Raw genomic sequence first — 12,746 nt, forward strand, 5'->3', positions numbered from 1 at the left:
TGCTTGGACTGGCGCCCGGCTAGCGGTTCAGGAAGTGAACGAGCACCCCCACGCCCCACGTCCCCGCAGCCAAGGACGCGAAACCAAACTCCGCCAGGATTCCTAGCCCTGTGGCCTTCAGCGTCGCCAGCGAAGAGGAAACCGCCGGTCGCAGCGCCCTTTGTCGAACAAGTTCCGAGACGAACAAACCGACGACGAAGCCCAGCAGCAACCCTACGACCGGGATCACGAAGAACCCGACAATTCCCACCGCCAACCCGATCAGCACTGACCTGCCCGGGATGGCACGAGCTTTCATGGTTCTGCCGGCCAGAACGGCGCTTGAGACCATGCCGGCCGCAAGAAATAGCGCACCTATGCTAAATATTATCCAGCCCAGCGGAGAGCCCAGTACCAGGGCCCAGGCAAGCAAGCTGACACCGACTAGAAAGCTCCCCGGCAAAATGGGCACTATGACCCCGGCAGCACCAATCGCAATAACGAGGCCGCATACGACGGTCCAGACAATCTGCGCATCCATTCTGCAATAGTGCCACTCATTTCACTTCGTGACGGCAACATGCTTGCCAACGTCGGTGGTGGAACGTGGCGAATCTATCGTATCTATGTACGTGTAGCTATTGCGGTGGTGTAACGGTGGGGGTATTATGGGGGTATGAGTAGTCGGGAGGAGTTCCCCGGGGACCGGGGCTTTGCAGCCACAGCGGATGTGGCTGCACTGCTTGGTGCGATCACTCTTCCTTCCATTGAACCCTTTGGCCCTGACACTGGGGCACTGGCGGGCTTGCCGGCGTTCATTGCTTTTCCTCCCCCGGTTCCCGAGCCGCCCTCGCGGGTGGGGGTCGCCCGGGCCGTGTACGACGCCGGAATCGAGGCGTTGCTGGTGTTGAAGCGCCTCGAGGACGCCACCGCGGCCTGCAAAGCAGAACTCGTCGCCCGGATCATCGCAGCAGCGAACGTCGAGGGCACCGCGGTGGGGCTTGATTCCTGGCAGGCAGGAATCGCCGAAGCCAGTGCCTGCACTGACATCGCGTTGACCTTGTGTCTTCCCGAACGCACTGTCACCGCGCTGGCGCACCACAGCACCGCCCTGACCACCACCCACCGACACACCCTGGCCGCATTGCACGCCGGGGTGCTCTCCTACCGGCACGCGGGGTTGATCGTGGATGAATGCAACACCCTGGCCGAAACCCCGACCATTACCGCCGAACAGATCACCGTCTTTGAACAACGCCTGCTACGCCTGGCCCCGGGCACCACAGCCTCCGGGTTCGCTTCCAAAGCCCGCCGCGCCCGGGAAAGCACCCACCCGGAAACCAGGGCCACCGCCACCCGCCAGGCCTACCGGCACCGGGCCATGACCCTGGACCCCGGACGCGACGGAATGTCCTGGCTCACCCTGCACATCCCCACCATCAGCGCCGAAGCCATCTGGGTCCACGCCACCCGCACAGCACGCACCATCAAACACAACAACACCACCGGACCAGGCAACAACAACGACGGCAACGGCGGCAAGCCCGGCCGGGGCAGCCAGCAGAGCGATAGCGGCAGCGGGGAACACCGCACCCTGGCACAACTACGCGTCGACGTCGCCACCACCCTCCTCCTCAACCAACAACCCCTCCCCACCCCAGCCAGCAACACCGACAACGGCCACACCGGCCACACCGGCCACGACAACGCTGGTGCCGGAAAGAACCACTCAGGAAGCAATGCTAGCCACGGTGACGCCAGTACTGGCGGCATGGGCAGCCACAGCAACGATACGGATGGTTCAGAGCCCCGGAACCAGGCTGGCGATGTCCTGTTCGGTGCGAACTCCGCTTTCGGAGTCTCACTCATCGAAGAAGCACCCCCATGGGCACACCGCAACCCCACAAACGACGACGAGGGCACCGACGACACAGACACCGAGGGCGCAAAGAGTACAAAGCCTGCTGACAACAAAGCCCGCAGCGTCACCCCCACTGACGCGCCCATCACCAAACCACGCGACGCTCAACACCGCCCCGACAGTGCAGGAGCCTCCACCGGCGCAAGTGGCTCTGACGGAAACACCACCACCACCGGCAACAAGACGATGAAAAACAGCCCCAGAGCCGGCCAAGACGCCGACCCGGATGCGGCGGAACACCCTGCTGGTGCGGGACACCCTGATCGTGTGGAGCACGACGGAGGTGAGCCGCCCGAGGCCGGGGTGGAAGACGTGCCCGTGGTCGGGGAACTCCTCAGCGATGGATCAGGCTACATTGACGGGGTCGTGGACGGAATCCCGGAACATCCCGAACAGGACTACCTCGACCAACTCGAAGCAATCCGAACCCACCACACCATCACCGACCCGCCCATGCCCAAAGCCCTGGTCTTGGTCACCGTGCCGTTCCTGTCCGCGTTGAACATCACCGATGAACCAGGCGAACTCGTCGGCACCGGCCCCGTCCCAGCCCCGATCGCCCGGAAACTCCTCGCCAACTCCACCACGTTCCTGCGCGTACTCACCGACCCCGTCACCGATGAGCCCTTGGCAATGAACCCCACCCGATACACGATCCGCGAAACCGAAAAAGCTGTCCTGCGCGCCCTCGCCGGAGGCTGTTATATCCCCAACTGCCCCAACCCCGTCATGGACACCGACACCGACCACCTGAAAGCATTCGAACACGGCGGGGAAACCACCCTGGCCAACCAACGCCCCGCCTGCAAGCGCCACCACCACCTCAAACACTTCACAGACGACAAAGACCAACACGGGAACTACCGCCGCGAACACGACCCCCAACGCACCACGATTCGCCTCCGCGGCTGGAAACCACTGCCCGCCAACGACGGCACCACCGCCTGGCTCAGCCCCTCCGGCACATACCACCCACCCCAATACCAAGAACCCCGACCACCAGCCTTCCCCAAATGGCTCAAGAAAAAACTCAACAACGCCCTCAACACCAACCTCCACACCACCGCACCCACCACCAACCCCACCCACACAAGCCCACTAGAACAATTCCTCATCACCTACACCCACAAACACCACAAATAGAGCCACAACGTCAACACAGGAGAGGCAACACCGCAGAGCCACCCAACCAGCGCACCCGTTATTGGGTCGTCGAGTATTCTGTCGCATCCGAAAAAGTTGTCACGAAAGAACCGCCCAGCCTTCCTGGCACTAGGCGATCGACGCCATGACTCAACTCAGGGTGGCCCGCACTGTTGTTCTACCCGTCCATGTAAATGGCAGCTCGCCGGGCCGACAACATATTTCACAATGCCGGAAACACCCGGCTTGCGACCTAGACTTTCCCTGTGACCACTGTGCAAAAGATTAGGCCCCCGGCTGCGTCCGCTCCGGCTAGTCCCCGCGGACTGAACCATTTTCGGCATGCAGCCACCACCCCGTTGGCTCTATCCGGGATGGTCGGAATTCTGGCTTTCGCAGTCTATTCGCTGTTCTCTTGGCTGCAGTGGCGCAGTTTCACCATCCGTTCTTGGGACCTGGGGATCTTCACCCAACTCGCCAAGTCATACGCAAATTTCCAACCACCCATTGTGAGCTTGAAGGGCGACGGCTACAACCTTCTCGGTGACCACTTCCACCCGCTCTTGGTCCTGCTCGCACCGTTTTACCGGCTATTTCCCAGTGCCTACACGCTGCTCGTAGTGCAGAACGTGCTGCTGGCAGTTTCCGTCGTCGTGGCGTGCCATTTCGCCGTCAAACGCTTGGGCAGGATTGCAGGTGTGTGTCTCGGAATTGGTTATGCGCTGAGCTGGGGTCTGCAGTCGGCTGTCGATTCCCAGTTCCACGAAGTTGCCTTTGCCGTGCCGCTGCTTGCGCTTTCCCTTGTTGCACTTTTGGAGGACCGCTGGCGTTCTGCCTGGATCTGGGCAGCGCTACTTGTCTTCGTCAAAGAAGACCTGGGCCTGACCGTGTTTGTCATTGGCCTGGTCATGGCTTGGCGGGCGCGCACATTGGCTGGACTCTGGCTCTCGTTGTGGGGCGTCGGCTGGTTTGTGCTCACCACCAAAGTCATTTTGCCCTCCATGAACCCTGGGGCTCAATGGGCCTACCAAAGCCAGCTCAACATCCGCGGCCTGCTCAGCGATCCGGCTTCACTGCTCCAACACGACAAGGTTGCAACCGTCTTCCTTTTGGCGGCCATTACGGCGGGACTGTGCCTATTTTCCCCCTTGACCTTGATCGTGCTGCCCACCCTCGCCTGGCGGTTCCTATCGGATCTGCCCGTCTACTGGGGACAGGACTGGCAATACAGCGCGGTTCTCATGCCGGTGGTTTTTTGCGCCGCTATCGATGCCCTGTCGCGTCGGAAGGTGCTCAATTCCGCGCGTCTGAGACGGCTTGCAGGCACCGCAATCCTTCTGATCGCCGTGGTTCTGACCAGCCAATATGCCTTTGGCATGCTGGTTGACCCCTCCAAGAATTTCCCACTCACCACCGCAGTTTCCTCGGAAAGCGCTTTGGCCGCGGTGCCGGATGGGGTGACCGTGGAGACCGATATCTCCCTGATGAGCTATCTGGTTGACCGCACTGAGGTCTATTGGATCGGAAATACGAATCCTGCACCGGACTACGTGCTAATGGACGTTTCCGGCCGCCCCGGCGTTGCTTCCACCACCACCGCAACCGAGGCGGAACAACGCTTCCCGGACACGCGCTTCGTTACCGTCTTCGCCGACGGCCACTACCAGGTGGCCAAAAGGCAGTAGCCCGGCCCACCTACGGGCTCAACTTGCCCGTGCAGCCTTGCGGGCGGCGTCGAGGTCCACAAAGACAGCGAGGTTGAGCTCGAAAGACTCAGCCGCGAAGTTCAAGATGGCATCCTGCTGCGCACGACTGAAATCAGTGGTGTCCAGTAGTTCTCGGTAGCGATCCTTGTAGGGCTTGGGCTTGGCGATCGCATCAAAGTCATAAAAGTTCAAGCCTTCGCTGGCAACGCCGTAGTGGCGCTCGACCATGCGGGAGATGATCAGGCCCCCGGAGAGGTCACCCATGTAGCGGACGTAGTGGTGGGCCAGCAGGAACTCGATCGACTCCCGCCCCATGGTGGTCAACATGTCGGCGTAGGCCAATGTTGCCGGGACGATGACAATGCGTCCGTCGGCCAGCTGTGCTTCCCAGTCCGCCCCGTGATGGTAGGCCATGTCAGCTTCCAATGCCGCCACGCGCGCCAGTTTGCGGTCGATGAACGCGCCCAGCTGCGGATGCTCGGTATGGGCAGCCAAGGCAGTTTCCAAAGCGCGGTAAATGACAATGCTCTGATCCAGCAAGCTCACCAATGCCGCAACGTCCAAAGTGCCACCCATCAGCTCGGCCACGAAACGGGAGTCTTCCGCTGCCGTGTGGGCGGAAGCAGTGTGGGTTTTCAGCTGCTGCGACAGGGCGGCCGGAGCCTGGGGCAATGCGGATTCAACGGCAGGTGCAGACATGTCTCACTCCATGATTAGGTAACAATAACCTTACCTAATCAGATATGCTGACACTGTGTCAAGAGATTGGTGGCACAGCGTCACTGAAATGAGGAAGTTTCTTGGCGCTATTCAACACCCTTGATTTTCACCACAAAAACAGCGCCAAGCAGACCAATGGCGGCAGCCACCACATAGAGCGTGACGTAGCCGCCCAGGATGGTGACCAGCGGCCAGGCGATGATCGGCGCGATGACCTGCGGCAGCGAGTTCGCCACATTGATGACGCCCATGTCCTTGCCGCGGCTCGTCGACGAGGGCAGCACCTGGGTCAACAGGGCAAAATCCACGGCCAAATAGACGCCATAGCCGATACCCAGGACGGCAGCGCCCACGAGCGCGCCGGTCCAGGTGGGGAAGAACGCCAGAATTAACGCGGCAAGGGCAATGATGGCCGACGACGCAATGACGAACGGCTTGCGTTTGCCCACTTTGTCAGTCCATTTCCCTCCAATGACGGCGGTGATCAACGTCAACACGGCGTAGATGCCGGTCAGAATCAGGACACCGAATTCAGGGTTTTCAAACCCCACCGCGTCGGTAAGGAAGAACAGCAGATACAGGGTTACCAAATGGTTTCCCACATTGACAAGGAACCTTGTGATCCAGGCCCAAGCAAAGTCGGGATACTTCCGTGGCGAAATCCAAAAACCCTTGGCAAAATTCAGCCAGGTAAACGCAGTCTTGTACTTGGCCTCCAGCACGTGGTCGTTGGCGAAAAACAAATAGGGCACCATGCCGGCCAGCAGTCCCACGGCGCAGATAATGAAACCAAGCCTGAAGTCTCCCACAACCACGGCGCCAATCGCAGCACCCACAAGAATTCCCACCACTGTGCCCATGGAAGAAAGCCCGCCGATGGTGCCACGCTGCCGCACGGGCACTTGGTCCGGGATCGCGGCAGTGGTCGAAGCCAACGCACCGTTGCAGCCCAGCTGCACCAGGCACCACAGCAATGTCATGGCAGCAACGGAGGGCGCACCCGCCAGTCCCACTAATCCGATGGTTCCAAGCAGCGCGCCAATGAAGACCCATGGAACCCTGCGGCCAAACCGTGATGTGGTCCTGTCGCTAAAGGTTCCAAACAGCGGATTGGCAACCAGTGAGACTGCGGCTCCGGCGCCCGTGACCAGGGCCAGGATGCCCTCCTTGTCGGCTTCGCTAAAATCGGCAGCCTGTTGGCCCAACAAAACCTGGATGGGGCCAAAAAATGCGGCATTGATGCCCACGTTGACCAAAACAATGGAGAAAGTCCACCGGTGGCGCACATTTATTGCAGGCTCGGCCAAGGCCAGACTTGCCGACTCTTGGCCGCCAATGCCCAAATTTTTGTCTTTCACTGTAGCTCCGGTCTCCCCGCATGATCCGTTGTCGCGAAATACGTCCGCCCTATTTTACGCACCACATTTATTCGCCATTGCGCTCCGCCCCTGGGAACTTGCGAAGTTGTTCACTGGAGCGGATCTGCTCGATGATGCGAAGTCCCGCCACGGAATCCTCCGGGTCCACCGGCACCGGTCCCCCTTCAAGCAATGCCGAGGCCAGCAACTCATAGAACTGCGGGAAATTTCCCCGTTCCGTAGGCACCGGCACAAGCTCGCCGGTTCGCCCCACAGTGCCCCAATCTTCTTCCATGTCCACACCATAGGCAGGGTTTCCGGGGAGGATGCCTGCCTGAATTTGCCCCTCTTGAGCATCTGCGGCATCCTTCACATACGCAGCTTTTGCCCCAAGAACACGGAGCCTAGGACCCTTTTGAGCGACATTGAGGTTCATCCACAAGTGTGAAACGACTCCGCTGCAGTGTTCCAGCGCCACGAATACATCATCGTCGGCCAACTCCAGCCGACGCCGCGCGGCAAGCTCGCCGTAGACCCCGGACACCGGACCAAAGAGCTGCAGCGCTTGATCGATGAGGTGCGTGCCCAGATCGAAAAGGACGCCACCGCCGTCGGCCGCAGTAGCTTGGGCTTTCCACTCCTTGGTAATGTCCGGTTGCCACCGCTCGAGCCGGGATTCAAAGCGCCGCACCTCACCCAGCGCGTCGTGGGCCAGCAGCTTCTGCAGGGTCAGATACTCCCCGTCCCAACGCCTGTTCTGGTACGTGGTGAGGAGCTTCCCGTGTTCCTTGGCCAAAGCAATCAGAGTCTCGCCGTCGGCACTTGTCACCGCAAACGGCTTGTCCACCACCACAGCACGAGCCGATTCAAGGGCAACGGTCGCCAATGGAACATGCGTGGACGGAGGCGTCGCCACAATCACCAGGTCAATGTCCCAAGAGTGACCAGCCCTGGCCCACTCATCACGGCCCATGACAGTTGCCTGTGGATAAGCAGCCTTGGCTGCAGCCTGGCGTTGCGGATCCGACGTCACGATCACGTCAAGGCTGAACTGCTCCAGCGAAGCCAACGAGGGGGCGTGGAAAACGCTGCCAGCCAAACCAAACCCCAAAAGCGCGGTGCGGATTCTCTGTACCATGGGTCATACCCTACAGCCGGGCTACCATGTGTTCCATGACATTAGATGCCCCCAAGGTCAGCTCCCCCCTGAATAACGACGAGCAGGCAGCCTTGGCCCGCACCCTGGCCGGCAGCGATGACGTGACGGTGTTCGTGGACGGGACGGCGCACCGGCTGGCTGACGACGCCCGGGAGGCGGTACTCGACCTGCTGCGCCGCCTCTCCCGCGGGGATGCCGTCAGTGTGGCCAGCGTAGCCGATCTTCTCACCACTTCGCAGGCCGCAGAAATGGCGGGAATCTCCCACACTTTCTTGCGCAACCTCACCGACCGTGGCGAAGTCGCCGTCCAATACCGCGGCTCCCACCGACGCATTCGCCGTCAGGACATCATGGCCTGGCTGGTGTCGCAAAAGGCGGCCACTGAAAGAACTGCGACTCACACAGCTGCGACTCACACAGGAAGGGAAACACACCCAGGCAATTAGCCGGGGTGCTGCACCCGCCTTTCTGCTAATGTCAGGCCATGGACGGCGCTTTCTTGAATTCTGGGGACTGAGGACGGAAAAACATGATTATTGGTGTGCCGCAGGAAATCAAGAACAATGAATTCCGCGTGGCCCTGACAACCTCCGGCGTGCACGAACTCGTCCATCACGGCCATACCGTGCTGGTCCAAAACGGTGCCGGTGTGGGTTCGGGCATCAGCGATGCCGAATACGCCACTGCCGGAGCAGAGCTGGTGGCAGATGCCAGCCGGTTGTGGGCCCGCTCGGACTTGGTGGTCAAGGTCAAGGAGCCGGTGGCCAGTGAATACCCTCACTTCCACCGGGGCCTGGTCCTTTTCACCTTTCTCCACTTGGCCGCGGAACCCGAGCTGACGCACGCTCTCATGGACAGCGGGGTTACGGCCATTGCGTATGAGACCGTACAAATTGGCTCATACCTGCCCTTGCTCGCGCCCATGTCCGAGGTTGCCGGCCGTCTCTCCGTGCAGGTAGGCGCCCAGTGCCTGACAGCTCCGGCCGGCGGCAAGGGCATTCTTTTGGGCGGGGTGCCGGGAGTCTGCCCTGCCAACGTGGTGATCCTGGGGGCCGGCGTGTCAGGAAGCAATGCCGCCGCCATGGCCATTGGCGCCGGTGCCGACGTGACAATCCTTGACATCAACATCCCCCGCTTGCAGGAATTGGACGCCCAGTATCAGGGACGACTCAAGACCATCGCTTCCAACACTTTGGAGGTCGAAAAAGCCCTCCTGCAAGCAGACCTGGTCATAGGCTCGGTTCTCATTCCCGGCGCCAAAGCCCCGAAACTTGTCAGCAACGACCTCGTCTCACGCATGAAGCATGGCTCCGTCCTGGTGGATATTGCCGTAGACCAGGGCGGCTGTTTTGAAGGCACCCACCCCACCACCCACGAGAATCCCACTTTCAAGGTCCACAACTCAATTTTTTATTGTGTGGCGAACATGCCCGGGGCGGTCCCCAACACCTCCACCTATGCACTGACCAACGTGACCCTGCGCTACACCTTGGCGCTGGCCAATCTCGGCGTCGCCAAAGCACTGGCTGCCGATCCCGCGCTGGCAGCCGGATTGAATGTTGCCGGGGGCCACGTGACCCACCACTCGGTGTCAAGCGCCCTCGGCCTGCCCCTCTCCGAAAATTAGCCTGCCCAGAAACTAGACTGTCCGGCGACTGGCCTAAACGGCTATTGGCCGGGAACTGCTCCAGTTCCAGGCGTTTAAGGGACCGCCTTTGCCCCGTGACCTCCCCGCGACAACGTTGCGTTTAAGTCCCTTTATCCGCACGCCTCTAGTCCCGGTGACCCGCTCCGCCTAACTTGGATGCATGGAACATTGCAGTTCCGAAGTTCACGAGGAGGCACCATGCGCAGCATGGGAAAGTGGTCAATCAGCGCTACGCTGGCTGGCGTGGCCTTGATATTGGGCGGCTGTTCGGGTAGTCCGACACCATCGGAGTCCTCCGCAGACGCACCCGCCACAGCGGCCTCAAGCGCCACGTCCGCCTCCGGGACCACAACCCCGATTGAGGAAACCAGCGAGAGCCAGGCTCCGCCGTCGAACCTTCCCGCGGATTCGCCGGACCCGACTGTGCTGCCCAAAAACGCCTCAGTCACGCTATTTTTCATTGCGGAGGGCGACGGCGGGGTCTCGGGTCCCGCAGTGGGCTGCGGCGACAGCGCCGTTGCTGTGACGAGCCCGGTCGTCACCTTCACCGACCCGGTTGAGGGGGCGCTGCGAACGTTGCTCACCGACCATTCCCAACAGATCGGTCAGTCAGGGCTTTCCAACACGCTGTGGCAGTCACAGCTGGCGGTGGATTCGATTGACCGCGCTGGAAGTGCCATCACCGCACATCTGACCGGCACCCTCCTGATGGGCGGAACATGCGACCTCCCGCGCGTTGAGCAGCAGCTTTTGCTCACTGCCGAGCGAGCAGCAGGCGCACCAGTGGCCATCACCATCAACGGGAAAACGTTGAGTGAGGCACTGAGCTTGAAGTAGCACGCACCTATAAAAACTTTTGATGCCTATTTAGCAACAATGGATATATCCTGAGCAAGTGAACACTCCAGCCTCCGGCGCCAATGCAGCCGCCGAATCATTGTCCGAAGAAACCGTCGACGCCTTGATTCGGGCGCAGCAGACCGCGCCGGCCGGGTCCGTGCACCGGCACGAGGCCCTGCTGTCTGCACGTGCAGCGAACATCAAGCAGTCAGCCGTGCGAGACGTATTTGAGATTTCCATGCAGCCAGGTCTCGTATCCCTGGCGGGAGGCAACCCGTATTTGCAGTCGCTTCCACTGGAGAGGTTGGCCGCCACGGCCTCCTCCATCATTGCCGAGCACGGCTTGGAAGCGCTGCAGTATGGCGGAGGGCAGGGCACCCTTGAGCTGCGCACCCAGATTTGCCAGGTCATGGCGGCCGAAGGCATCGTCGGCGCAGACCCGGACAACGTGGTGATTACTGCTGGTTCGCAGTCGGCGCAGGACGTCGCCGCCAAGGTCTTTTGCGATCCCGGTGACGTCATTTTGCTCGAGGATCCCACCTATGTGGGCGCACTCAACACCTTCGAAGCCTACGAGGTGGACATCCAGCCTGTCGCCGGCGACGAGCACGGCTTGATTCCCGAGGCGCTGCGCAGCACAATCGCCCGTCTGCAGGGCGAAGGCAAACGCATCAAGTTGCTGTACACGATCCCCAATTTCAACAATCCTTCAGGGGTCATGCTGGCCCCCGAGCGGCGGCAGGAAATTGTGAATATATGCCGTGAAGCGAATATCTTGGTTTTGGAGGACAACCCTTACGGGCTGTTGAAATTCGACGGCGTGCTGCCGCAGCCCTTGCGCGCGGAAAACCCCGAAGACGTGCTGTATCTGGGCTCATTTTCCAAGATCTTCGCCCCTGGACTGCGTATTGGCTGGGCTCTGGTGCCCGCCCACCTGAAGCAGCGCTACTATCTGGCCAGCGAGGCCGTTACGCTTTGCCCTCCCACGTTCAACCAGTTGCTCGTCAGTGACTATTTGACCAACTATGACTGGCAAGGACAGATTGTCACGTACCGGGAGCTGTACGCACAACGGTGCGCGTCCTTGCTGGCGGCCCTTGACGAGTTCATGCCTGCCGGTGTCAGCTGGACGCGCCCCGAGGGCGGCTTCTTCGTGTGGCTCACTTTGCCCGAGGGAATCGACAGCTACCCGTTGCTGTACACGGGAATCGATGCCGGAGTGGTGTTCGTCCCGGGCGCCGCTTTTTCTGCCGCCAATGGGCCCAGCAACAAGCTGCGCCTGGCATTCAGCGCCGTACCGCCCGAAACCCTGCGCGAAGGAGTCAAGCGGCTGGCTCCGGTGCTTGCGCAGGCCATCGCCGAACTGTAGGCGCCGCTACGGAAGAACCTTGCGGAACGGCCCGTCCCGCAGCCAGTCCTGGTGCATGGCGTTCTTGATGGATGGCGCCAGGACAGCAGTGAAATGCCGTGCCAGATACGTTTCTCCGGCGGTGTTTGGATGTTCCATGTCGCTGCTGAGGTACTTGTTGTCCGCGCCCTGAAACCAGCCAAGGCCCACGGGATCCACAAAGCGTGCTCCGCTGGCCGCCGCCCCGTGGGAAAGTGTCGAAACGATCGGCGCCAGCACCCCTTGGGCGTCATTGGATTCGGAGGTGGGCCCCACCACGATCACTGTTGCACGCGGCGCCAGCACCCTGACACGGGCTAGGGCCTTGTGCACTGCCGCTGCAAGGCCGGGCCGACCGGTGTCATTGTCGGAGCCAAAGAGGACCACCACCTGCGAATGCGAGGTAACGATCCTGTTGACCAAGTCCAAGAACACGTCGCCGTCGTCTCCGTGCTTCAGGTAGCCGGCGCCGTTTTCCGAGGCGTTGGTGATTTCCGCCTTCAGCCCCATGGCGGCAATGAGACCCTGTTCCTGATCCGGCCAAGTGTCACCGGGGGTCTTGTACCCTGTGCTGAGAGAATCGCCGATGACATCGACGTGGACGTCCGTCACGGCGGCCCTGGCGGGCACCCCGGCGTAGGCGACGGCGGAAAATGCGACCAGCAGCAACACTGCCACAAGCAGCGATGCCGCCGTGGCCCTGCCCTGCCAGTGGAACCACCCGCCTGCGGCGGCGCTGCGGCCCTCGCTGGACATGGCTATGCCACCGGGCCCTGCCGTGGATATCCCGCGGACGGGAGCTGGATCCCTGTCATGACTCCAGCCTGCAGCACGGGATTCCGATGTCCCCGGACGCAGGCTGGCTGTTGTTTACGAGCAGGCTGA

11 protein-coding genes are annotated in these 12,746 nt (G+C 61.2%); 6 read left to right on the plus strand and 5 right to left on the minus strand.

The window, feature by feature from the left end; all coding sequences use genetic code 11:
- Positions 1 to 19: 19 nt before the first annotated feature.
- A complete protein-coding gene (locus tag QMG25_RS01755; RefSeq protein WP_283456669.1) occupies positions 20 to 520 on the minus strand; it encodes a DUF456 domain-containing protein in 501 nt (166 codons plus the stop codon).
- A gap of 135 nt (positions 521 to 655) precedes the next feature.
- On the opposite strand from QMG25_RS01755, the gene QMG25_RS01760 reads away from it, so the two are divergent.
- Positions 656 to 3,043: an HNH endonuclease signature motif containing protein gene (locus tag QMG25_RS01760; protein WP_283456671.1), complete on the plus strand. Its 2,388-nt coding sequence runs from the start codon at positions 656 to 658 to the stop codon at positions 3,041 to 3,043.
- Positions 3,044 to 3,309: 266 nt separating this feature from the next.
- The gene (locus QMG25_RS01765) at positions 3,310 to 4,728 is read left to right on the plus strand and encodes a DUF2079 domain-containing protein (protein WP_283456673.1); all 1,419 of its coding nucleotides are present in this window, start codon (positions 3,310 to 3,312) and stop codon (positions 4,726 to 4,728) included.
- A gap of 18 nt (positions 4,729 to 4,746) precedes the next feature.
- Here the strand turns inward: QMG25_RS01765 and QMG25_RS01770 are convergent, their stop codons facing one another.
- The 3 genes from QMG25_RS01770 to QMG25_RS01780 form a co-directional block, all read right to left on the minus strand.
- Positions 4,747 to 5,448, minus strand: coding sequence for a biliverdin-producing heme oxygenase (locus QMG25_RS01770; protein ID WP_283456675.1), 702 nt, complete (start codon positions 5,446 to 5,448; stop codon positions 4,747 to 4,749).
- Between the two features lie 107 nt (positions 5,449 to 5,555).
- Positions 5,556 to 6,827 carry an MFS transporter gene (locus QMG25_RS01775; RefSeq protein ID WP_283456677.1) on the minus strand — a complete coding sequence of 424 codons (1,272 nt, stop codon included), beginning with the start codon at positions 6,825 to 6,827 and terminating at the stop codon, positions 5,556 to 5,558.
- A 67-nt stretch (positions 6,828 to 6,894) separates the two neighbouring features.
- Complete coding sequence (locus QMG25_RS01780; protein WP_283456679.1) at positions 6,895 to 7,965, minus strand: Gfo/Idh/MocA family protein; 1,071 nt, start codon at positions 7,963 to 7,965, stop codon at positions 6,895 to 6,897.
- 35 nt (positions 7,966 to 8,000) lie between these two features.
- Between QMG25_RS01780 and QMG25_RS01785 the strand changes: the two genes are divergently transcribed.
- The 4 genes from QMG25_RS01785 (at position 8,001) to QMG25_RS01800 (ending at position 11,843) form a co-directional block, all read left to right on the plus strand.
- Positions 8,001 to 8,432 (plus strand): helix-turn-helix domain-containing protein, encoded by a 432-nt coding sequence (locus QMG25_RS01785; RefSeq protein WP_283456681.1) that lies wholly within the window; start codon positions 8,001 to 8,003, stop codon positions 8,430 to 8,432.
- Between the two features lie 83 nt (positions 8,433 to 8,515).
- Positions 8,516 to 9,613: an alanine dehydrogenase gene (gene ald, locus QMG25_RS01790; protein ID WP_283456683.1), complete on the plus strand. Its 1,098-nt coding sequence runs from the start codon at positions 8,516 to 8,518 to the stop codon at positions 9,611 to 9,613.
- Between the two features lie 219 nt (positions 9,614 to 9,832).
- Complete coding sequence (locus QMG25_RS01795; RefSeq protein ID WP_283456686.1) at positions 9,833 to 10,471, plus strand: hypothetical protein; 639 nt, start codon at positions 9,833 to 9,835, stop codon at positions 10,469 to 10,471.
- Between the two features lie 58 nt (positions 10,472 to 10,529).
- Positions 10,530 to 11,843 (plus strand): aminotransferase-like domain-containing protein, encoded by a 1,314-nt coding sequence (locus tag QMG25_RS01800; RefSeq protein WP_283456688.1) that lies wholly within the window; start codon positions 10,530 to 10,532, stop codon positions 11,841 to 11,843.
- Positions 11,844 to 11,849: 6 nt separating this feature from the next.
- On the opposite strand, the gene QMG25_RS01805 is transcribed toward QMG25_RS01800, so the two are convergent.
- Complete coding sequence (locus QMG25_RS01805) at positions 11,850 to 12,617, minus strand: SGNH/GDSL hydrolase family protein (protein ID WP_283456690.1); 768 nt, start codon at positions 12,615 to 12,617, stop codon at positions 11,850 to 11,852.
- Positions 12,618 to 12,746 lie beyond the last annotated feature (129 nt).

This window comes from Arthrobacter sp. H35-D1 (assembly GCF_030063185.1).
Lineage (GTDB): Bacteria > Actinomycetota > Actinomycetes > Actinomycetales > Micrococcaceae > Specibacter.